General features: G+C 45.0%; 19 protein-coding genes. 14 read left to right on the top strand and 5 right to left on the bottom strand.

Annotated features, from left to right (window positions below):
* Positions 1-29 precede the first annotated feature (29 nt).
* Both AC1DCV_RS10710 and AC1DCV_RS10705 read left to right on the top strand, forming a co-directional pair.
* Positions 30-1,376: an MATE family efflux transporter gene (locus AC1DCV_RS10710; RefSeq protein WP_477023173.1), complete on the top strand. Its 1,347-nt coding sequence runs from the start codon at positions 30-32 to the stop codon at positions 1,374-1,376.
* Positions 1,377-1,386: 10 nt separating this feature from the next.
* The gene (locus AC1DCV_RS10705; protein WP_477023172.1) at positions 1,387-2,100 is read left to right on the top strand and encodes a 16S rRNA (uracil(1498)-N(3))-methyltransferase; all 714 of its coding nucleotides are present in this window, start codon (positions 1,387-1,389) and stop codon (positions 2,098-2,100) included.
* A 104-nt stretch (positions 2,101-2,204) separates the two neighbouring features.
* Here the strand turns inward: AC1DCV_RS10705 and AC1DCV_RS10700 are convergent, their stop codons facing one another.
* Both AC1DCV_RS10700 and AC1DCV_RS10695 read right to left on the bottom strand, forming a co-directional pair.
* Positions 2,205-2,969 carry a TerC family protein gene (locus AC1DCV_RS10700; RefSeq protein WP_441573438.1) on the bottom strand — a complete coding sequence of 255 codons (765 nt, stop codon included), beginning with the start codon at positions 2,967-2,969 and terminating at the stop codon, positions 2,205-2,207.
* Between the two features lie 30 nt (positions 2,970-2,999).
* Positions 3,000-4,025, bottom strand: a complete 1,026-nt coding sequence (locus tag AC1DCV_RS10695) for a quinone-dependent dihydroorotate dehydrogenase (protein ID WP_477023171.1) — start codon at positions 4,023-4,025, stop codon at positions 3,000-3,002.
* A gap of 179 nt (positions 4,026-4,204) precedes the next feature.
* Between AC1DCV_RS10695 and AC1DCV_RS10690 the strand changes: the two genes are divergently transcribed.
* The 4 genes from AC1DCV_RS10690 to AC1DCV_RS10675 all read left to right on the top strand — a co-directional run bounded on the left by AC1DCV_RS10690 (position 4,205) and on the right by AC1DCV_RS10675 (position 9,445).
* The gene (locus AC1DCV_RS10690; protein ID WP_441573440.1) at positions 4,205-4,735 is read left to right on the top strand and encodes an RNA polymerase sigma-70 factor; all 531 of its coding nucleotides are present in this window, start codon (positions 4,205-4,207) and stop codon (positions 4,733-4,735) included.
* Between the two features lie 97 nt (positions 4,736-4,832).
* Entirely contained in the window at positions 4,833-5,810 is a 978-nt protein-coding gene (locus tag AC1DCV_RS10685) for a FecR domain-containing protein (RefSeq protein ID WP_477023170.1), read from the top strand.
* Between the two features lie 130 nt (positions 5,811-5,940).
* A complete protein-coding gene (locus tag AC1DCV_RS10680) occupies positions 5,941-8,580 on the top strand; it encodes a carboxypeptidase-like regulatory domain-containing protein (RefSeq protein WP_477023169.1) in 2,640 nt (879 codons plus the stop codon).
* 4 nt (positions 8,581-8,584) lie between these two features.
* Complete coding sequence (locus AC1DCV_RS10675; RefSeq protein WP_477023168.1) at positions 8,585-9,445, top strand: DUF4249 domain-containing protein; 861 nt, start codon at positions 8,585-8,587, stop codon at positions 9,443-9,445.
* Between the two features lie 59 nt (positions 9,446-9,504).
* Here AC1DCV_RS10675 and AC1DCV_RS10670 read toward each other — a convergent pair whose 3' ends face one another.
* Positions 9,505-9,765 (bottom strand): hypothetical protein, encoded by a 261-nt coding sequence (locus AC1DCV_RS10670; protein ID WP_477023167.1) that lies wholly within the window; start codon positions 9,763-9,765, stop codon positions 9,505-9,507.
* Between the two features lie 566 nt (positions 9,766-10,331).
* Between AC1DCV_RS10670 and AC1DCV_RS10665 the strand changes: the two genes are divergently transcribed.
* Positions 10,332-10,670 carry a DUF6686 family protein gene (locus tag AC1DCV_RS10665; protein WP_477023166.1) on the top strand — a complete coding sequence of 113 codons (339 nt, stop codon included), beginning with the start codon at positions 10,332-10,334 and terminating at the stop codon, positions 10,668-10,670.
* Here the strand turns inward: AC1DCV_RS10665 and gad are convergent.
* Positions 10,667-12,055, bottom strand: coding sequence for a glutamate decarboxylase (gene gad / locus AC1DCV_RS10660; protein ID WP_441573446.1), 1,389 nt, complete (start codon positions 12,053-12,055; stop codon positions 10,667-10,669). The two genes, AC1DCV_RS10665 and gad, sit on opposite strands and share 4 nt — an antisense overlap.
* 192 nt (positions 12,056-12,247) lie before the next feature.
* On the opposite strand from gad, the gene aspT reads away from it, so the two are divergent.
* From aspT to AC1DCV_RS10625, 7 genes are all read left to right on the top strand, one after another.
* The gene (gene aspT, locus AC1DCV_RS10655) at positions 12,248-13,954 is read left to right on the top strand and encodes an aspartate-alanine antiporter (protein WP_477023165.1); all 1,707 of its coding nucleotides are present in this window, start codon (positions 12,248-12,250) and stop codon (positions 13,952-13,954) included.
* A gap of 27 nt (positions 13,955-13,981) precedes the next feature.
* The gene (locus AC1DCV_RS10650) at positions 13,982-15,214 is read left to right on the top strand and encodes a DcaP family trimeric outer membrane transporter (protein ID WP_477023164.1); all 1,233 of its coding nucleotides are present in this window, start codon (positions 13,982-13,984) and stop codon (positions 15,212-15,214) included.
* 23 nt (positions 15,215-15,237) lie between these two features.
* The gene (gene glsA / locus AC1DCV_RS10645; protein ID WP_477023163.1) at positions 15,238-16,242 is read left to right on the top strand and encodes a glutaminase A; all 1,005 of its coding nucleotides are present in this window, start codon (positions 15,238-15,240) and stop codon (positions 16,240-16,242) included.
* Positions 16,243-16,368: 126 nt separating this feature from the next.
* Positions 16,369-17,325 (top strand): DnaJ C-terminal domain-containing protein, encoded by a 957-nt coding sequence (locus AC1DCV_RS10640; RefSeq protein WP_477023162.1) that lies wholly within the window; start codon positions 16,369-16,371, stop codon positions 17,323-17,325.
* The gene (locus tag AC1DCV_RS10635) at positions 17,318-17,665 is read left to right on the top strand and encodes a hypothetical protein (RefSeq protein WP_477023161.1); all 348 of its coding nucleotides are present in this window, start codon (positions 17,318-17,320) and stop codon (positions 17,663-17,665) included. The genes AC1DCV_RS10640 and AC1DCV_RS10635 overlap by 8 nt, the downstream gene beginning before the upstream one ends.
* On the top strand, positions 17,662-19,083 hold the full coding sequence (locus AC1DCV_RS10630; RefSeq protein WP_477023160.1) for a DHA2 family efflux MFS transporter permease subunit: 1,422 nt from the start codon (positions 17,662-17,664) through the stop codon (positions 19,081-19,083). Before AC1DCV_RS10635 ends, AC1DCV_RS10630 begins: the two co-directional genes overlap by 4 nt.
* 51 nt (positions 19,084-19,134) lie before the next feature.
* Positions 19,135-20,586: a two-component system sensor histidine kinase NtrB gene (locus AC1DCV_RS10625; protein ID WP_477023159.1), complete on the top strand. Its 1,452-nt coding sequence runs from the start codon at positions 19,135-19,137 to the stop codon at positions 20,584-20,586.
* Between the two features lie 48 nt (positions 20,587-20,634).
* On the opposite strand, the gene AC1DCV_RS10620 is transcribed toward AC1DCV_RS10625, so the two are convergent.
* Positions 20,635-21,468, bottom strand: a complete 834-nt coding sequence (locus AC1DCV_RS10620; RefSeq protein ID WP_441573454.1) for a CvfB family protein — start codon at positions 21,466-21,468, stop codon at positions 20,635-20,637.
* Between the last annotated feature and the right edge of the window lie 62 nt (positions 21,469-21,530).

Below are 21,530 nucleotides of genomic sequence, written 5' to 3'. Positions count from 1 at the left end.
AAATACATAAAGAATAATAAGATTAATCAATGAAACAGCTGTACTTAAAATACAAAGGTCATTACAAAGACAATTTCAGTTTAGCCTACCCTGTAGTTATCTCTCAATTGGGTCATACCCTGGTAGCATTATCGGATAGTATTATTATCGGACATACAGGAAAAGTACCGCTGGCAGCGGTATCACTGGGCAATGGTTTGTTTTCGGTTTTTATGGTGGCAGGCATCGGCATGTCCTATGGTCTTACGCCGCTGATTGCCCAGGAAAACGGGCGAGGCAACAAAAATGCCATCGGGTATTTACTGAGTCATAGCCTCATCATCAATATGGTGGTGGGCGTCTTATTATCTGCCGTCATTTATATTGGCAGCAGCCATTTGTCTCTCCTGCACCAGGAAGGCGATGTAGCCGAACAGGCCAGGCCCTTCCTGCGTTTTCTGGGATTTTCGTTTATTCCGCTGATGCTGTTCCTGTCGTTCAAGCAGTTTGCAGAAGGACTTGGATTTACACGGCAGGCGATGAACATCAGTATCATTGGTAATGTGATTAACATTATCATTGGTATTACCCTGGTATACGGCTTGTTTGGTATGCCTAGAATGGGTGTGATAGGTGTGGGTATTGCCACGTTCACAGACAGACTGATCATGGGAATTACTATGATGTTCTATGTACTGCGTGCGCCACGCTTTAAGCCTTACCTGCAATCATTCGGTTTTAAAAACCTGAAGGCCGCTGCGGTTAAGAAAATATTAGGTATCGGTACGCCGGTAGCCATGCAATATTTATTTGAAGTGAGCGCTTTCAGTGGTGCGGCCGTAATGGTAGGCTGGATGGGCGCAGCCGAGTTGGCAGCTCACCAGATAGCATTGAGTTTAGCTTCGATGACTTACATGATGGCCAGTGGTATTTCTGCTGCTGCCGGTATTAAAAGCGGTAATAATTTTGGTAAGAAGAATTTCGGGGAACTCCGTTTATCCGCTATTGCCAGTTACCATATGGTGCTGTTACTGATGGGGGGCGCCGCGCTGTTATTTACGCTGGGCAATCACCTGCTTCCTTCCTTTTATATTCAGGACCCGCAGGTAATAAAGATTGCTTCCGGATTACTGATCATTGCTGCCTTCTTCCAGTTATTTGACGGGATGCAGGTAGTAGGGCTGGGAATTTTGCGTGGTTTGGGTGATGTGCGTATACCTACGTTGATTACACTGCTGGCATACTGGGGACTGGGTCTTCCTTTGGGGTACCTGTTGGGAATTAAGTTGGGTTTTGGTGTAGAAGGGGTATGGTGGGCACTGTTATTGGGCTTGCTGGTAGCTTCTGTGTTACTGTTTGTGCGGTTTCACATCAAAACAAAAAAACTTTCTGCTTAACTTTGCGCGCATGGATCTGCCAGTTTTTTACGCACCGGATATACAACCGGATGCCATTGCATATACAATGAATGAGGATACGTCCAAGTACTGTATCCAGGTGCTCCGTCACGAAAAGGACGATAAAGTGTTACTGGCAGATGGCCGTGGGCATAAGTTTACGGCTGCTATTACCGACGATAACCGCAAGAAGTGTGTGGTGAAAATACTGGCTTGCGAAACGGTGCCACCGCCTGCCCGGGCGCTTCGTATAGGGATCTCCTTTACTAAAAATGCTTCGCGCATTGAATGGTTCCTGGAAAAGGCCACAGAGATAGGTATTCAAACTATTATTCCCCTGGTAAGTCAGCGTACAGAGAAGGAAAAAATAAAAGCAGAACGGCTGCAAAATATACTGGTATCAGCAATGCTGCAATCGCAACAGTTTTATTTACCGGAATTACAGGAGCCACAAGCATTTGATAAACTGGTAAAAAGTAATAAGGACCCGCAGCGGTTGATCGCGCATTGCTTGCCGGAACAAAAGCAGGAATTACAACATACCATGCAGCCCGGAAAAGATACGCTGATACTGATAGGGCCGGAAGGTGATTTTACGCCGGACGAAATTACACTGGCGCTGGAACAAGGTTTTGTGCCGGTATCATTGGGTAATACCCGTTTACGCACAGAAACGGCTGGTATGGTAGCAGTAACGCTGATGAATACCACGTTTAGCGGTTAGCTTTTAGCAGTTAGCTTTTAGAAAAAATGCAGCGAATTTGAACTTATATATTGTGTTCAAATTCGCTGCATTTTTTCTAAAAGCTAACTGCTAAAAGCTAAAAGCTAGTGCGGTTCCCTCAATTCCACCGGCTTTTCTTTGGACGGTTTTCTTACCCGCATATTCAGCATTTCTACACCAAAGGAAAAAGCCATCGCAAAATATACGTAGTTTTTAAGGTGCATATCATGTGCTTTCTCAGCATCCCATCCTTCAATGATGAGGATAGCACCTACCATTACGAGGAATGACAGTGCCAGCATTTTAAGCGTAGGGTGTTTGTGGATAAAATCGCTGATACGTGGTGCAAAAAGGAACATCACAATCATGGCAATGATAACGGCCACAATCATTACAGGTACCTGTTTAGCGAGTCCCACGGCAGTAATGATACTATCGAAAGAGAAGATAGTGTCTATCAGGATAATCTGACCCACGATGTTCAGGAAAGATGCGGCAGGTTTGCCACCGTTTTTAATTTCAGTGGATTCTTCCTCTCCTTCCAGCTTATGGTGGATTTCGAGGGTGGTTTTGATCAGCAGGAAGATACCGCCACCCAGCATGATAAGGTCACGGAGACTAAAGCCATGGCTGCCGATGCTGAACAGGGGATTTACCGCTTTTACAATATACCCGATGCAGAGCAGGAGGATGATACGGATGGCCATACCGGCAAACATCCATACGCGGCGGGCTGCAGGCCTTTTTTCAGGGGTTAGTCTGTTAAGTACAATAGAAACGAAGATGACATTGTCGATGCCCAATACGATTTCCATGAGCACCAGTGTCAATAGACTGATGAGCGATTCTGCTGTTAGAAACTGTTCCATATAGGTTGAATAGATAGAGATGATGCGATGTTACTGACGTAATCCGGCACAGATCTTTTTCACAATGGTAGGACCTTCATAAATGAAGCCCGTATATACCTGTACCAGGGAGGCTCCGGCATCCAGTTTTTCCTGGGCATCCTCGGCTGTGAAAATGCCACCTACCGCAATAATAGGTATGCTGCCCTGGCAGTGGGTGTGAATATAACGAATTACTTCTGTGGCTTTTCGTTTCACAGGTAGTCCACTCAATCCCCCGGCGCCGATATCATTCACTTCCGCCGCAGGCGTTTTTAATCCTGCCCGGCTGATGGTGGTATTGGTAGCCACAATGCCTGCCAGTTTCGTTTCTGTCACAATTTCGATGATATCATCCAGCTGTTCTGTTGTCAGATCCGGCGCTATTTTAAGCAGGATAGGCTTGGGCTTCACTTTTTGTGTATTCAGCACCTGCAGGTGATGCAGGAGTTGTTTTAATGGCTCTTTTTCCTGTAAGGCACGCAGATTGGGTGTATTAGGGGAGCTTACATTTACTACAAAGTAATCTACTACATCATACAGCGCATGAAAACACTTTTCATAATCGCTCACGGCTTCTTCATTCGGGGTGATTTTGTTTTTTCCGATGTTTCCTCCTACGATGATATTGGATTTTTTGCGTTGTAAGCGTTTGGCGGCGGCCACTGCACCTTCATTATTAAAGCCCATACGGTTAATGAGGGCTTTATCTGCCGGCAGGCGGAACAATCTTGGCTGTTCATTACCTGGTTGTGGCTGCGGAGTCACTGTGCCTATTTCTACAAAGCCGAAGCCCAGACAGGCCAGTTCGTCAATGTACTTTGCATCTTTGTCAAAACCAGCTGCCAGTCCTACGGGATTGGAAAACCTCAGTCCAAACAGTTCACGTTCCAGTCCTTTGGTTTTTACACCGCAGAAGGCGTTCAGCACAGTTTTGCCCAGGGGCAAAGAATATATTGTTTTCATACCACGCATTACGCTGTGGTGAATGTTTTCCGGCGGATAGCGGAAAAGGAAGTTTTTGATCAGGTTGTACATTGCGGGAACAAAGATAATCAGGATTTATGTGATTTTGGTGATTCTCCTGACGCAGAAAGAGGTATTTCCCCCCTATTCAAATTTCATATAATGGCTGTAGATGTCATTTTTCAGTATTTGTACGTAAAGATTTTTACCCATGTGCAGAATGGTAGAAATCAAATAAATCATAACTATATTTGCTGCTCATCATGCTGGAGCTGCAAACATTTGAAGCATTATTCAGGGAAAACCATGCTCATTGCCTGGCGTTTGCCACTCACTACACGGGGGATTCCCATGTAGCGGAGGAGATTGTACAACAGGTATTCCTGCGTTTGTGGGAGAAACGGGAAACCATTACCATTACGGGACCCGTGAAAGCATATTTGTTTTCTGCTATTCGTAATACCGCCATTAGTCAATGGCGGAAGGATGTTGTACGTACGGAAAAGGAAACCGGTTATGGAAAGGTATCAGAAACAACGATTGGTGCAGGAGAAGAGGTGAAGGAGCTGGAACGACTTTACCGGCAGGCATTGGAACGGTTACCGGAACGTTGCAGGGAGGTATTTGTGCTCAGCCGGCAGCAGAACATGAAATATGCAGAAATAGCGGCCGCCATGAATATTTCCGTGAAAACGGTAGAAAATCAGATGGGGAAAGCATTAAAGATCCTGCATCAGGAGCTGAAGGAATACCTGCCCTTGCTGACAGGTTTTTTGTTTTAAAAAAATTTCGGGTCGCATGGGGGCATTGATATTTCCCATGCGTCTTATTATTGTATAATCGCCTTAAGGCGCAGACTGTAAAAACTTACAACAACTAATGACACCATCTTTTCCCAATGAGGCAATGCCTGATGAGGCACTGTATACCTTGCTCTGCAAGTACCTGCTGAATGAAGCGGATACGGAAGAGTATGCGTGGGTGGAAGCATGGAAAGAAACAGACCCTGGTAACCAGGCCCTGCTTACCTCACTGGCTAAAGTATTGGATACTGCAGCGGCCAACGAAAAAGTGGTGGCAGCAGATACCGACTTCGCCTGGTCTCAGCTAAGCAAAAAAATGGATGACAAACCGGCATTAATTGCCATCAGGCCTAAAAACCGCTTTATCTGGCTGAAAATTGCTGCGGTATTGCTGGTCGTATTTGGCGCAGGATGGTGGTTCCTGGTAGGTAATCATCCGCAACAAACATATTCAGGCCCTGTAAAGGCTACGCTGCAGGATGGCAGCAGTGTGCAGTTATCGGCTGCTTCCAGGCTGGAAGTAGCCAGGGGCTTTAATGACCGTAACAGGAAAGTAAGTCTCACCGGTACCGCCACATTTGATGTAAGCGGTAGTGCAGCCAACCCATTTGTAATTACATTGGGCCGCACAGAAGTGAAAGTACTGGGTACCCGGTTCATGATCAATTATCAGCCCGGCACCGCCATGTTGAAAGTACATGTAAGCAGTGGTAAAGTAATAGTGATAGATCATGATAAAGAGGATAGCGTTATTCTCACCGATGGTATGCTGTTACAGAAAGATAATGAAAGACCCGCATTTCGTATAGCTTCCCACGTTACCGACATGGGAAAAAGATCACTGTCATTTTATGATACACCACTGGAAGAAGTATTACATACCATTACAGAAGTGTACGACATAAAAGTAGAAGTCATGAACACCGACCTGCTTAAATTGCCGGTTCGTGCTGACTTTACAGGAGAGTCTACAGATGATGTGATTAAAACGCTGGCACTGATGCTGAATGCAGGGTACGAAAAAACGAACGATAGACAATACAAATTGAAATAGCCATTAGCCGTTAGCTTTCAGCTTTTAGAAAATGCCGTGAAGATCACAAATGATCCACACGGCATTTTCTAAAAGCTGAAAGCTAACGGCTAATAGCTGCATACTGTCACCCTTTCAATTTAACTATACTATGTCGTTAGCCGGAAAACTGCTGACGGGAATATTTATATTATGTTTCCCACTAAACGTTTTTGGGTGGGACTGGCAAACAAGAGTAACCGTAGTAGTAAAGGACCAGCCGATAGAAATGATATGTGGATTATTGGAAAGAGAGTATGGTATTCATTTTTCATATAGCAGGGAACTTGTCAACTTGTCACGGAAAGTTACGTTAACAGCCCATAATCAGCGCCTTAAAAAAGTACTGGAAGAACTATTTGCCCCCGATGGTATCAGGTTTGCCCGTGTGGGTGACCAGGTGGTGTTATTGCCGGACCAGCGCACTACACGCACAATCAGCGGTTATATAAAAGACGCGGTGAGTGGCGAAAATCTGATTGGCGCCACTATATATTCGCCTGCATTAAAACAGGGTACAACCACTAATCAATATGGTTTTTTTAGTTTCACTACCGTAAAGGATTCCAATAGCCTGGTCATTTCCTATATTGGTTATGCTTCCCGTTTACAGCCTGTTCCGCAGAAGGGAGATCAACTGCTTAATATCTCCTTAAAGCCAGTGGGTAGTTTAAAAGAAGTGGTGATCAGTGGCAAGGAAAAAAGTAAGCTACAGGAACAAACCCAGATGAGCAAGGTGACTCTTTCCACTTCGGAATTGCAAGCCATGCCGAGGCTGCTGGGAGAGGTAGATGTAATGCGCACACTTCAGTCGATGCCAGGAGTAAGTGGTGGTATGGATGGTGCCGGCGGATTGTATGTAAGAGGCGGCAGCCCGGATCAGAACCTGGTGCTGATGGATGGTACACCGATATTTAATTTTTCCCATTTTTTTGGCGTGTACTCTTTGGTAAATGCCAATGTGGTAAAAACGACCGACCTGTATAAAGGCGCGTTCCCGGCGCGTTTTGGCGGGCGTTTATCTTCTGTGGTAGATATTGCCATGAAGGAAGGGGATATGAACAATTATCATGGTGATATATCTATAGGGTTGATTGCAGCCAAATTCAATGTAGAAGGTCCTATTGTTAAGGGTAAAACTTCTTTTATGTTATCTGCCCGCCGCTCTTATCCGGACCTGCTGCTGAATGCAGCGTTGAAGTCGGAAAATGAATTGGGAAGCGGTGGTGATTTCAGGGCTTATTTTTATGATATCAATGCAAAAGTGAATCATATTTTTTCTGCCAAAGACCGGGTGTTCCTTAGTTTTTATAAAGGAGAAGATAATCTTTTGCTGAAACAAACACCCTCCGACAGTGTGCTGGCAAACGACCCTGCGAAAAGCGGGGAAAGTTCAAAATTTCAGTTAGGCTGGGGTAATACGATTGCAGCTTTACGCTGGAATCATATTTACGGCCCTCGTTTATTTTCCAATATTACGGTGAATTATTCGCAGTACTCTTTCTTTACACAATATGAAAATAAGTCGGTAGTACCTCCTTCCGCAGAACTGTCGGATGTATATGGAAAATATAGCTCCAAGATGGAGAATAGTGGTGGAAGAATTGACTTTGATTTCCGTCCTAATCCTAAGCATTCTTTCCGGTTTGGCGCCATTACTACCATGCATTATTTTAAGCCGGGAAACTCCTCTTTTCAAGATAAGGGAAGTCCGGTAAAACCGCTGGATACACTACAGTCGGTGCTGCGGGTAACGGGGGCCGAATTATCGATGTACGCGGAGGATGACTGGCAGCTGCGGCCAAACCTGTTCACTAATATTGGTGTGCATGCTTCTGCCTTCCTGGTGCAAGGGCGTTTTTACTACTCCGTACAGCCCAGACTGGGACTGCGTTACGTGCTGCCACGCAATTGGGCGGTAAAAGCCGCCTATACACATATGAACCAGTATATTCACCTGTTGTCGAGTAATGGAACTTCGTTGCCTACCGATATATGGGTACCTTCTACCCAGCGCGTAGCGCCTATGTTTTCGAAACAGGTGACGTTGGGTGTAGCTAAAACATCGGCTAACAACATGTACGAATGTACGCTGGAAGGCTATTTCAAATCCATGCACAACATGATTGAAAATAAGGAGAGCAATAATATTGTTAACCAGTTGGTGCCACGCTGGGATGAAAATGTGACAGTAGGAAAAGGCTGGAGCTATGGTGCAGAAGTGATGTTGCAGAAACGTAAAGGAACTACTACCGGTTGGATTGGATATACGTTGTCGTGGTCTACACGGCGTTTCCCAGGTGTGAACAACGATGAAATTTATCCTTATAAATATGATCACCGTCACGACCTTGAGCTGGTACTGATGCAACGTTTAGGTAAACATTGGGAATTCTCTGCGTCCTGGCATTATAACTCCGGTACGCCTATCACCATACCTGTTTCCAGTTATGCCGGTGTTGGCGGCGCATCGCCGTGGGATCCCAGTGGTGGTCATACTTCCATTGATCGTTATGATAACTGGAATAATTACCGCGGCGCAGATGTACATCGGTTGGATATAGGAATTACGCATACCAAACAGAAAAAGCATTGGAGCCGAAGCTGGAACCTGAGCATATTTAACGTGTATAACCGGAAGAACCCGTTCTTTTATACAATGATGGATGATGCCACAGAGCAGAAGAGATATCTTTCGCAGGCTACCATTTTGCCCATATTGCCCAGTGTCACATACGCTATTAAATTTTAAAGAGATGTGCAGGAAACATTTTTTCGTAGGTACGGTACTGTTAGTCATGCTTTTAAGTGCATGTTCCAAAAGGGTAGAAATTAAGTTGCCTTATGAAGGCGACAAAATAGTGGTGAACACACTTATCCAACCGGATAGTGTGGTATATATCCGTGTAACCCGTAGCATACCATCCAATGTATTGGATGACAGCGGCTATAAAGATATCCCTGGCAGTACAGTAACGTTATCGGCTGATGGCGTGTCGCTTACCCCATTACACATACAGCAGATCAACGGTTTTTCCTATTTTGTATCTGAGCAGAAAGCGGTGAGAGGTAAACAATACACAGTACAGGTCGCTGCACCAGGGCTCACCTCCGTAACGGCAACGGATACACTACCAATAGCCCCTGATGTGAAAAATGCCGGCGCACAAAGAAATAGCAGCCGTGTACAGTTTACATTAAAGGATGGCCGTGGCGCGGGAGATTATTACCGGATACGGATCTATGTAACTGATGATATTGGTGGGCAGGGAGCTTACCGGCTTTTCCGGTTAGATCCTGCTTTCAATAATAACCTGGTGGATTTCTTCACCAAAAGCAGTTATAACAGCCTTGTGATGAGTGATGAACGCTTCGATGGCAAGGAAGTCAACTTTGTATTGCAAACAGCAGAACCTATCGCCGCCCTTAGCCAGGTGACGGTGGAAGTGAGTACCCTCACCCGTGCTTCCTATGAATATTTCAGTACCATTACGGCACAAAAGGAAGGTGGCAATGTTGCGATTGGCAACCCCATACGTGTCTTTACCAATGTTACGAATGGCTATGGCATTGTAGGTGGCATCAATACAAGAAAAATGTTGTTTAAGGTTGAATAGCTGTTGAACAAGTGAAGCCCCGTATTACCTCAGTGGTACATAATAAAATGGCATAGTTATTAAAATTGGAAATCCTCCGCCTCTCCTCCTGCGATGGCGTTGTTAATGTCTACTGACATCGTAATGGAATGCTTGATAATTACGTTGTTTAGAGCTTTATGAATACCTGGTGTTGCGGTGCTGAGCGCCGGGTAGTTTTCCGCTGCGAGCTTTTTAGCAGCTTCAATGAGTCCATCCTGTAAGTTTACAATTCTGATTTGTTCCTGCATAGTGTCTTTATACATTGGCGATAGTGGGTTCAGTAACTCTTCCCAATCCATGAAAAATAATTTTATTGCAGTTATAAACACGTAGAAATCGATTTAGTTGCACCACGAACTAATTTTTTTTAGACTTCCCCGGTTTATCATAGATTTCCCGGATTTGAACTATATGACTAAGGCTCGCTGACACTGAAGAAAGGCAACCCGGGTCCTCCCTTATGATACCCGCCAGAATAAAGGAAACCAGTTTTCCCGGTTTGGTTTGCATCCCAACCTGGTTGATAAATATTTCCTGTTGCTAGGGTAAGGCATTTATTAGCAAAGCTTTAACGCGAGCCACGCTAATATCTTTGCTGCATTTTGCCAATAGCTAAAAGCTACTGGCTAATAGCTATTTCAATACTTTTCCCTTTTGCGTAACTCGTTTTCCTGATCCGAGCATTGTCATCATTTTTCCTGCTTTACTTTTGTGCCATGTAAATAATACCCCGGAGTAATTTATAGCTAAACATAGAGTACATCCGTTGTTTGCACCACAATATTCAGATAGATAGTTAAGAGTGATGAATTAAGTCCTGACAGCGGCCGTTACGTGGCCGCTGGAGGCACAAACCCATAGGCCCATGTGTAATTACCAGACATTGTATCACGGTTCGGCAGGATATGTTATCCGTTGCCCCCATTGTAAAGGAATTCAGCTCGCTTTTGGTACCACGGTTGTTAACCTTGATATTACAGAGTTTGAGTGCTTCAAAAAGATGGTCACCCGACTGGCGGATGACCATTGTTATTCAACAGAAAATGAAAAGATGATTTGTTTGCCCCTGCCAGCTGATCATGTAATGATGCTGGTAACTCCCGCTGAAATATGCACCCTGGCGAATATGACAGCGGAAGTGCAGGCGTTGCTGCACACGTATGATATCCTGGAAACATCTTCCGGATTCCTTAGTGCTGATTAATGATGGAAGCCACCACCTTCTTTCTGTGTCAGCGGTTTTCTTACCGGATTTTCTTCGAAGTATTTTACACAACGGGTGTAATCCTGGATAAGCATATCTGCCATATCCCGGCTAAACCCATGACGTATTAATACACGTTGCACCACTATGTCCCGTGCATCACCGGTGAGAGGATAGGATGCGATCTGCCAACCACGTGAGCGGATTTTATCAGTAATGTCATAGAGCGTAAATCCATGATCGCCCGGCTTTAATGTCCAGCAGGCGCCCGGCAATCCTCCTTTACCATTGTAGAGGATATCGAAATGCCCTAGTTTTTCTATGGCTTCCGCTATGTAGGAAGCATGGTCCAGACAAGCTTGTTGTAACTTTTTATATCCCTCTCTGCCATGACGCAGAAGATTATAGTATTGTGCTACTATTTGTCCACCTGGTCTCGAAAAATTCAACGCAAAAGTAGGCATATCGCCACCCAGATAATCTACCCGGAAAATCAATTCTTCCGGCAGATCTTCCTTTTCGCGCCAGATAACCCAGCCCACACCTAATGGACTCAGCCCATATTTATGACCAGATGCATTAATGGATTTTACACGTGGAATACGGAAATCCCACACCAGGTCCGGCGAAACAAATGGTGATATAAAAGCGCCACTGGCAGCATCCACATGGATAGGGATGTCCCAGCCCTTTTCCTGCTGCAGTTTATCCAGTGCCTTCGCAATGTCTAATACCGGCTCATACATCAGCGTGAATGTAACACCGAAAGTAGGTACTACACCAATCGTATTTTCATCTACCAGTTCCAGTACTTTTTCCGGTGTTAAATTATAACGGCCATGTTCCATTCCTACTTCACGTAGTTCTACATCAAAATATCTGGCGAACTTATGCCAGCACACCTGTACCGCACCACAAATAAGATTAGGTTTATCAGTAGATTTTCCTTCTTTCTCTCTTCTTTTACGCCATTGCCATTTCAATGCGAGGCCGCCCAACATAGCTGCTTCGCTGGATCCTGTAGTGCTGCAACCCATAGTGCTGGCACTTTCCGGAGCATTAAACAAATCAGCTAAGATATGTACACACCTGTCTTCAATCTCGGCAGTCTGCGGATATTCATCCTTGTCGATCATGTTTTTATCCAGGCATTCATCCATTAATTTATGTACATATTCGTCCAGCCACGTCTGACAAAAAGTAGCGAGGTTCATCCTGGAATTGCCATCCAGCATTAATTCATCATGTACCAGGTGATACACCGTACGCATGTCCTGCGCCTCGCCGGGTATCTTATATTTAGGAATGCTTTCCCTGCTGTCTGCAGATGCATACAACCCTAAACGGGAATTTTCATTCTCTTTTTTCTTGGTGAATAATGGCATAACAATATGGGCTTAATTGTTAGAAATTCTTTTGATGTCTAACAACGGGATGGAACACTTGTTCAGGTACCAACAGAAAAATAGCGCGGACGCTATATAAATTGAATTTCACTGAACAAATGGTGAATGACCTGTGTTACCTATTACGACCTAAATTATGACCATTTTCTTCTTCTTATAATACAGATATAAATGAACTGGTTACATCATACATTCCAGGAGTATCCTGAGTTAGCGGTGTTTCTTACATTGGCAGCAGGTTATTTTATAGGCAGTATCAAGCTCGGTAAATTTTCGTTAGGATCCGTAACCGGTGTGTTGCTGATGGGGGTACTTGTGGGGCAGATGGATATACAGGTATCTGCCAACGTGAAATCAGTTTTTTTCCTGATGTTCCTGTTTGCTGTAGGGTATGCCGTAGGTCCGCAGTTTTTCCGTGGCCTCAAAAAAGATGGATTACCGCAGGTATTGTTTGCAGTGCTCATGTGCGTGGTATGCCTGATCGCTCCCTGGTTATTATCTATCCTGATGGGCTATAACGTAGGACAGGCGGCCGGTTTGATTGCCGGTTCACAAACCATATCTGCTGTAATGGGTGTGGCTGCAGATACCATTAACCAGGTAAACCTTTCCCCTGATCAGAAACAGTTGATGATAAATGCAATGCCGGTTTGTTATGCGGTGACTTATATTTTTGGTACCGCTGGTTCTGCATGGTTGCTATCAAGCGTGGCGCCTATGATGCTGGGTGGTATTGACAAAGTAAGAGCAGCCTGCAAAGAGCTGGAAAAAACAATGGGCGCCGGAGATCCCACCCAGGACCCGGGTATGCGCTCCGCATTTATTGCTGTCACCTTCAGGGCTTATCTCATCAGCGAAAAATCTATTGCTGCGGGGAAGTCTGTAAAGCAACTGGAAGATGAATTAATGGGGCGTGAACACCGGTTGTTTGTAGAACGTATACGTCAGGCGGCTGATAAGAAAATAAAGGACCCCACTCCTGAATACGTGATTAGAGCCGGTGATGAAATTGTACTCAGTGGCCGCAGAGAGTTTATCCTGGGCGAAGAAGAAAATATTGGTAAAGAAATGATAGACGTAGACCTGCTGAATTTTCCGGTGGAGAATGTAATGGTATTTGTGATTAATAAAGAAGCGATTGGCAAAACGATCAGGGAGCTACGTGCAATGGATTATATGCATGGTATACCGGTACAAAGTATACGGCGTGCGGGTATCGCGATGCCCGTATATCCTGAAGCGGTGTTGGAAAGAGGCGATAATATACAGTTGGTGGGATATAAAAGAGATATGGACAGAGCGGTCGCACATATTGGTTACGCGGATATTCCTACCGACAAAACAGATATGATTTTTGTGGGGCTGGGTATTGTATTGGGTGGTTTGATTGGTGCGATGAGTATCCGTGTGGGAGGAGTGCCGCTCAGCTTAAGTACCAGTGGTGGTGCGTTGATCATGGGGCTGGTGTTTGGCTGGTTACGTTCCCGGCATCCGGCCTTTGGCAGAATTCCTGAACCAGCCTTGTGGGTGATGAATAATGTGGGGCTTAATACCTTTATTGCTGTGGTGGGTATTACCGCCGGACCCAGCTTTGTGGCTGGTTTTAAAGAAGTGGGCTGGGGATTGTTTTTAGTTGGTATTGCAGCAACGAGCATTCCGTTGATTGCTGGAGTGTTAATGGCTAAATATATTTTTAAATTTCATCCTGCATTGATCCTGGGATGTACCGCCGGCGCCAGAACAACTACTGCGGCGCTTTCTGCTATACAGGATGAGGTACAGAGTAACCTTCCTTCGCTGGGATATACTATCACATATGCAGTAGGAAATACGCTGCTGATCATCTGGGGGGTAGTGATTGTGATACTGATGACTTAAATCCGCAGTGAAAACTATTCATCATAAATGAGATATATCGTGATAGCAAAATCTACCCGTTATTTGCGTGTATTCGTTTGCGTTATATGTATGTCTGCGGCATCTTTGCATACCCTGGCGCAAAAGGATACTACAGAAAACGGTAAAGGCCTGACCCGTAATATGATTGAAGGTGGAAAGTATCAGGGCTTCCTGTTCACCGATGTAAAAGGCATCCGGTTGCAGTTCAGTGGCTACGTGCAGGCAGACTACATCCATGACTTTATGCAAATAAGCAACATACATGCGATGCAGCCTTCTACGATTACGGTACCTACGGTTACAGAAGGCAACACTGCCTTTACAGTTCGCCAATCACGCTTTGCATTTACGGCTTTTGGGGCGCCCGATGGAAAAGGACGCGCATTAAAAGCAGTACTCGAATTTGATCTATGGGGTAGTCTTTCCGGCGCACCCAGGCTGCGCCATGCTTATATACAGCACGGCAAATGGACCTTCGGACAATACTGGAGCAACTTCATGGATGATGATAACTGGCCTAACATCATGGACTACTGGGGACCTAACTCCTATGTATGGACGCGACAGATACAGTTACGGTTTACACAACAGATCAGTACTTCCATGAAATTTTCTGTATCTGCAGAACAGCCGGGAGGAGATTTGTCCATACCGGATACGTGGAAAAGCAGAACGAACTTTCCAGATGTAACGGCCGCTTTTCAAAAAAATTTTGGCAAAAATAATGGCAGTCATGTACGCTTATCCGGTTTGATGCATCCGATGGATTACAAAAACGCAGACAAAGACAACAAAACCAATATAGGTGGGGCTTTTAACCTGTCCGGTAATATTGATCTGGATAAAAATGATGACGTGAAATTCCAGTTTGCCTACGGTAGCGGCTATGCGAAATACAGTGAAGATATCAGTGGACAAGGGTACGATGGGTTCGCAGGCACGAATGATAAGAGCATCAAACAAATCAATATGCTCGCCACCTGGTTGTACTTTGATCACTTCTGGACCAAAAGTCTGGGATCTACTATCGGATATGGCTATCTTCGCCTGAATACCCCGGATCTGGCATTACCCGATGCGGCCATTAAAGCCACACACTATGCGTCTTTCAATACCACTTATTACTTCACCACTTTCTTTAAAATAGCAGGAGAAGTATTGTATGGAAAAAGGGAGAACAGGGATAATACCTCCGGGGAAGATGTCCGTGCGCAGTTCAGTGCGTTTTTCAAATTCTGATCATCTGCATAAAATCATACACCATGAAAATTATAATTGGATTAATCATGCTGCTGACACTGGGTGTTACAGATGCTTATTCCCAGAAGCGTGCAAAAACAGTTGATTATAATGCTGTCATTAACGAGGCATTTAATTTATATAAAAATGAAAAAGGCGGGAAGAATGCAGATTATATTCCTTACCTGGACAAAGTAGATTCCGACATGTATGGCATTGTGCTGGTGACCACAGAAGGACAGGTATACCAGGTAGGAGAAACAAAGTTTGAATTTGGTATTGAGTCGATAGAAAAAGTATTTACACTTTGTATGGCGATGGAAATTGTGGGCGATTCCGTCATCCTGCAAAAAGTGGGCGCTGATCAAACGGGTTTGCCTTTTAACTCCGTGCCGGCCATAGAACTGAATGGACAAAAACCGTCAAATCCCCTGGTAAATGCGGGCGCCATGGCTACTTCCAGCTTACTCACCAGTCACTTCGGTCATGCGGATGCCTGGGATAAGGTGAATGCTTATTTCGCCAGGTTTGCCGGTCGTAATCTAACCGTGCTGGATGAGCTGTATAAATCAGAAGCCGCTACCAATCAGCATAATCAGGCTATTGCCATGTTGCTGAAATCATATGGATATATGTATGATGATCCTATATATGCCTGTGATTTTTATACCAGACAATGTTCTTATGGCGTAAATACCCGGGATCTGGGTATTATGGCGGGTACGCTGGCAAATGGCGGTGTGAATCCTATCACCAAAGAACGGTTGATCCGCGAAAAATATGTTCCCAAAGTATTGGCGATTATGGGGACAACAGGATTGTATGAAACTACGGGTGACTGGATGTTTAAGGTAGGGTTACCCAGTAAAAGCGGTGTTGGGGGCGGTATTATATCCGTAGTGCCCGGCAGGTTTGCGGTTGCTGTTTTTTCTCCTCCGCTGGATAAAGCTGGTAATAGCGTACGTGCCCAGCAGGCGATCAAATATATTTCCGATAAGCTGGAAGCCAATGTGTATGTAGGAAAATAATTATCATCTCTGTATGGCAAATTTGGTGAACAGTACCGGGAGTTCCGGTGGCTGTTCACCAATTATTTTTCAAGGTTAATTCGTAAATTCATAAAACAAGTTATCACATTAACATGTTTTAGAGCTATGGATGTCAAGGATTATTATAAGGTACTGGGAGTCGAGAAAGCGGCAACAGCTGAGCAGATTAAGAAGGCCTACCGTAAACTGGCGGTAAAGTATCATCCGGATAAGAATCCCGATAATAAAGCCGCTGAGGATAAATTTAAAGAGATTAATGAAGCCTATGAAGTGTTGAGCGACGTAGAGAAGCGTAAGAAATATGATCAGTTCGGGGAAAATTATAAGTATTACGAACAGCATGGGGGCCGCCCGGAAGATTATGACTGGTCGCAATATGGCGGTGGCGGCGGGCAGGGCCGCACGCGTTCCTATAGCAGTGGCAATATGGATGATATGTTTGGCGGTGGCGAGGGTAATTTCTCTGATTTCTTTGAACAACTTTTTGGTAGCCGCTTTTCCGGTGGCGGTGGTGGTCGCCGGCAACAACAGGGGCCCGGTCGCGGCCGGGATGTACAGGCTACTATGGAAGTGTCGCTGGAAGATGCTTATACCGGTGCTACCCGGCAGGTAGAAGTAAATGGCAGCCGACTGAACATTAAGCTGAAGCCCGGTTTATATGAAGGTCAGGTGATCCGGTTGAAAGGGAAAGGTAATCCCGGCCGCAAAGGCGGAGAAAACGGTGATCTGCTGATCAGTATTCATCTGGCGCCACATCCTAAATTTGAACTGAAAGGACAGGATATTTATACGGATCTGGCCTTGCCTTTGTATACCGCTGTATTGGGTGGCAAAACGATTGTATATACACCCGGTGCCGACCTGAATATGAATATTCCGGCAGGCACAGACAGTGGTAAAGTATTTCGTTTAAAGGGTAAAGGAATGCCTGCCTACGATAACAGCGGAACGGCGGGAGATCTATATATCAAAGCAATGGTACATATACCAAAAAACCTTTCCGAAAAGGAAAAAGAACTGTTTCAGCAACTTTCACAATTAAATGAGAATGGCGATGCTTAAACTTTTTGATTACCTGGAAGAAGTCATATCTACTGAGCGGATTTCACAGCTGAACAACCCAAAGCTGCTATATACCGCCAGTGAAATCATGCAGGAACTGGGCTATGGCCAGTCCGGAATGGAACAGGAGCCATTGGACAGGGCAATGCATGCCTGTGCAGCATTGAATATCCCGGTGGACTTTAATTTCAAGAAGGTATTTTGTTTTAAAGACGGTGAACTAACCACGGACTGGCAATTATCAGAACTGGCGACTTACCTGTTTATGATCAATTGTAACCCATTGAATCCTTTTGTGGCTAAAGCACAACTGATCTTTATGATGAAAGACCGAGTATGAGAGATATCAACCGGACCGGTATCCTGATAGTGGTTATTATGGGCACTACCATGGCCGGAATAGATTCCAGTATTGTAAATATATCCCTTCCCGTTATGAGCAAGCAGTTTAACTGTACGCTGTCGGAAATAGAATGGGTGATTACAGTATACATGCTTAGTTTTTCTGTGTTAATGCCATTGACCAACTGGCTGAAAAACAGGATAGGTTTTTTTAATCTTTATATCGGCGCCATCTCCCTTTTTACATTAGGCTCGCTGATGTGCGCTTTGTCTACCAACCTGGATTCCCTGCTAACCGCACGGGTGGTCCAGGCACTGGGAGGTGGTGCTATGGCACCCACGTCCATGGCCATTATTTCTTATGTATTTCCAGCCAGGGTGCGCGGCACTGTATTAGGTTGGTGGGGCCTGGGTAATCTCGTCGGGCCTGCGTTAGGACCTACTTTGGGGGGGATTCTTACGGAGAAATTCGGCTGGCCTTCTATCTTTTATATTAATCTTCCTATTGGTATAATAACGGTAGCCCTGGCTTTCCGATACCTGGGCGTATTGCGTAAACAGCCCAAGCTCAAGCTACCCTTTGACCTGACCGGTTTTGTAGCCCTCACCATCTTCCTGGTATGTTTGCAGTATGGCATTGCCAGAGCGGAAGTGGTGGGAATTACTTCTCCTGAAATACTGGCTACACTGGGAGTGTCGCTGCTGGCATTTGCATTTTTTATATGGATAGACAAACAGAAAAAGGATCCCATTATGGACCTGGCACTGTTTACCAATTACTCTTTTGTGAGTTGTATCCTCGTCACTATTTCCAGGTCTGCCGCCTTGTTTGGTGGCCTCTTTCTGATGCCTTTCCTGCTACAGGAACAAATGGGGTTTTCTGAAGGGATATCCGGGTTGCTCATATTGCCCAATTCCGTTTTTATGGCAGCATTGATGCCTTTTGCGGGCCGTTGGTCCGATAAACATGGCTCCAGGGAGATTTCTATCCTGGGCATCACCCTGCTGGCCGTTTCTATGTACCTGTTTTCCATACTGGACCGGGGAAGCAGTATCAGCGGAGTCATTACTGCGATGGTAGTGCGGGGACTAGGTATGGGACTATTACTCGCGCCGTTGAATGCCGCTACCCTGAGTGCGGTAAGGCCCAGCGAGGTAACGATGGCCTCTTCCATCAGTACGCTGATGCAGCAGGTGGGCGGTGCCATTGGTATTGCAGTACTGGCCATTATTACGCAGGCAGCCTATAACAAGCATGTATTGACAGGCATGGCCAACATGCCTGCGCATCACCTGGCGTTACGGGAAGGATTTCATATTTCCCTGATCATATTGTTGGTAACCCTGATTCCGGCCTGGTTCCTGCCCCGTAGAAATGTGGTATTAAAAGATACCGATGCGCATATAGATACCTGATTTTTTTACTGCATGATTATTGGTTAATATCGGTGAACTTTTTCGGTACTTATGGCAACAATTGGTAAGAAGCATATCCTGATGATTGATGACGATGAAGATGATTTTTTCCTTGTAAATTCTTTGCTACAGGATATTTCACCGGATCAATATGTACTGCAATGGGTATCTTCCTATAAAGAGGGGTTGCTGGCAATAGAAGCACGTTCGCATGATCTTTACCTGGTAGATTACCGCCTGGGAGCGTATACAGGGATTGATGTGTTGCATCATTTCCGCAATCTGGGATATAAAGCCCCGGTGATCCTGTTCACCGGAAAAGGGGATTATCACATCGATAAGGAAGCTATGCAGGCCGGTGCGGCAGATTATCTCGTGAAAAGCGAAATCAATGCCGCCTTGCTGGAAAGAGCCATTCGTTACACCCTGGATAAGTTTAATCATCTCCTCGCTATTGAAAAAAGTGAAAAACGCTACTTCAGCATTTTCGAAAAATCCAATGATCTTATTCTGCTGGCAGACTGTGAGCATAAAATTGTGGCCGCCAATCCTGCTGCCCTTCAGGTGTTGAACTATAATGAAGAGGAGCTGTACAACAGCCATCTCCAGGGTTTGTTTGCGGAAGAACTGGTGATTAAGGATTTTCTGGAACAGATTTGTTCTGAGGAGGGGGTGGTGCAAAAGGAATATGTTTTCCGCGGAAAATCAGGCCAGCAGCTGGATGTAATGATCAATGCATCTTTGCTGGATGAGAAAAAACAGTTGTATTTATGTATCATCCAGGATATTACTGCCCGTAAACGCAAGGAACGGGAGAAACAGCAACAGGAAAAGTTTGCGATAACGGGTCGTATAGCCCGCTTAATAGCCCACGAAGTACGCAATCCGCTCACGAATATTTTACTGGCCGTTTCCCAGATTAAAATGGAACCGCTGGCCGAAACCGAAGATGCACAGTTGTACCTGGATATCATGGAACGCAACTGTCATCGTATTAATCACCTGGTAACAGAGCTGTTACAGTCTACCCGCATGTCTGAGTTAAACATGCTGCCAATGGGGCTGAATATACTCGTGGAAAAGGCATTGCACCTGGCGGCCGACCGGTTGCAACTGAATAACATTTCCGTGGTAAAGGAACTCTGCGAGCCGGATTGTAAGATCCTGGCGGATGAAGACAAAATCCTTATTGCATTTCTGAATATTATTATTAATGGTATTGAAGCCATGAAGGTGGGCGAAGGCCGCCTGGGTATTCATTCCTGGCAAAACGCAGAACGTGTATTTATTCGTATATCCGACAACGGTAGTGGTATCTCTGAGCAGAACCTGGCTAAATTATTTGAACCGTTTTTTACCAATAAAACGAAAGGTACAGGGCTTGGACTTACTGCCACCCAGAATATTATTCTACAGCATCATGGCAGCATTACAGTAGACAGTGCTTTGGGAGAAGGTACCAGTTTCCTGATTAGTTTCCCGATAGAAGAAAAACAGTCATAAAAAAACGGCGACCTTATGCGGGCCGCCGTTCTTGCTTTATAAATAGGTTTATATATTTTCTTCTGCCTTAATACCTGTTTGTGTAAAGATGATTTTGCGTTGTTTGTACAGGTTGCCGATGGTCATTTTAAATGTTTTCTTACTCATACCAAAGAACTCCTGGATTTCTTCCGGAGATGATTTATCATGGTATGGCAGGTAGCCATCATTTTCCTGCAGGAGCCGCAGCACTTTCTCTGCTTCATCTTCTACCCTTTCAAATCCCGGCTTGCCGATGATGAGGTCTATTTTATCTTCTTTGATCTGACGGATAAAGCCTTTCATTTTGTCACCAATTTCCAGGGAACGGAAAATTTCGTTGTGGTGCAGGATTCCGGTGTGCAGATTGTTGATGATGGCAACAAAACCGATGTCGGTACGGCGATAGATGACCAGGTCTACGGGATCTTTTTCTTTTACGGTGAGGTTTTCATTGCTGAGGAACCTATCCAGCTTTTCGGTGGCAGCGAGGCGACCGGTTTGCTCATCGATGTATATTTTCACCAGGTATTCCTGCCCTGGTGCCATACGGGTCAATTGCTGAGAAGTGGCAACAAAAAGGTCTTTCATGAGTCCCCAGTCGAGAAATGCACCTTGTTTGGTGACGCTCACGGTTTTCAGCAGTACAATATCCCCTACAATACCGAAAGGACGCTGGGTGGTGGCAATAAGGCGGTTTTCAGAATCATGATACAGGAACACTTCGAGCTCATCGCCCACCCGTGTACCTGCCGGTACAAACCTTGTAGGGAGCAGGATTTCCTGATCTACTCCTTCCAGGTATACACCAAAGTCAGCTTCCTTTTTTACCCTTAACTGGTTGTATTCACCCACCTTTATCATAAAAATTCGATTAATTGTCAGGGTGCAAGTTACTTATAGATTGCCGGATTGCGAGAATCATA

Source organism: Chitinophaga sp. 10T418 (assembly GCF_056394125.1).
Note: the sequence above shows the minus strand (reverse complement) of the source record. Positions and strands in the feature narration are given on the sequence as shown.

Excerpts from the sequence above, each read along its gene's own strand:
- AC1DCV_RS10700 (WP_441573438.1), bottom strand. The coding sequence starts at position 2,969 with ATGGAACAGTTTCTAACAGCAGAATCGCTCATCAGTCTATTGACACTG.
- AC1DCV_RS10620 (WP_441573454.1), bottom strand. The coding sequence starts at position 21,468 with ATGATAAAGGTGGGTGAATACAACCAGTTAAGGGTAAAAAAGGAAGCT.
- aspT (WP_477023165.1), top strand. The coding sequence starts at position 12,248 with ATGAACTGGTTACATCATACATTCCAGGAGTATCCTGAGTTAGCGGTG.
- AC1DCV_RS10675 (WP_477023168.1), top strand. The coding sequence starts at position 8,585 with ATGTGCAGGAAACATTTTTTCGTAGGTACGGTACTGTTAGTCATGCTT.
- gad (WP_441573446.1), bottom strand. The coding sequence starts at position 12,055 with ATGCCATTATTCACCAAGAAAAAAGAGAATGAAAATTCCCGTTTAGGG.
- AC1DCV_RS10705 (WP_477023172.1), top strand. The coding sequence starts at position 1,387 with ATGGATCTGCCAGTTTTTTACGCACCGGATATACAACCGGATGCCATT.
- AC1DCV_RS10685 (WP_477023170.1), top strand. The coding sequence starts at position 4,833 with ATGACACCATCTTTTCCCAATGAGGCAATGCCTGATGAGGCACTGTAT.
- AC1DCV_RS10640 (WP_477023162.1), top strand. The coding sequence starts at position 16,369 with ATGGATGTCAAGGATTATTATAAGGTACTGGGAGTCGAGAAAGCGGCA.
- AC1DCV_RS10635 (WP_477023161.1), top strand. The coding sequence starts at position 17,318 with ATGCTTAAACTTTTTGATTACCTGGAAGAAGTCATATCTACTGAGCGG.
- AC1DCV_RS10665 (WP_477023166.1), top strand. The coding sequence starts at position 10,332 with ATGTGTAATTACCAGACATTGTATCACGGTTCGGCAGGATATGTTATC.
- AC1DCV_RS10630 (WP_477023160.1), top strand. The coding sequence starts at position 17,662 with ATGAGAGATATCAACCGGACCGGTATCCTGATAGTGGTTATTATGGGC.
- AC1DCV_RS10710 (WP_477023173.1), top strand. The coding sequence starts at position 30 with ATGAAACAGCTGTACTTAAAATACAAAGGTCATTACAAAGACAATTTC.
- AC1DCV_RS10695 (WP_477023171.1), bottom strand. The coding sequence starts at position 4,025 with ATGTACAACCTGATCAAAAACTTCCTTTTCCGCTATCCGCCGGAAAAC.
- AC1DCV_RS10625 (WP_477023159.1), top strand. The coding sequence starts at position 19,135 with ATGGCAACAATTGGTAAGAAGCATATCCTGATGATTGATGACGATGAA.
- AC1DCV_RS10670 (WP_477023167.1), bottom strand. The coding sequence starts at position 9,765 with ATGGATTGGGAAGAGTTACTGAACCCACTATCGCCAATGTATAAAGAC.
- glsA (WP_477023163.1), top strand. The coding sequence starts at position 15,238 with ATGAAAATTATAATTGGATTAATCATGCTGCTGACACTGGGTGTTACA.
- AC1DCV_RS10650 (WP_477023164.1), top strand. The coding sequence starts at position 13,982 with ATGAGATATATCGTGATAGCAAAATCTACCCGTTATTTGCGTGTATTC.
- AC1DCV_RS10680 (WP_477023169.1), top strand. The coding sequence starts at position 5,941 with ATGTCGTTAGCCGGAAAACTGCTGACGGGAATATTTATATTATGTTTC.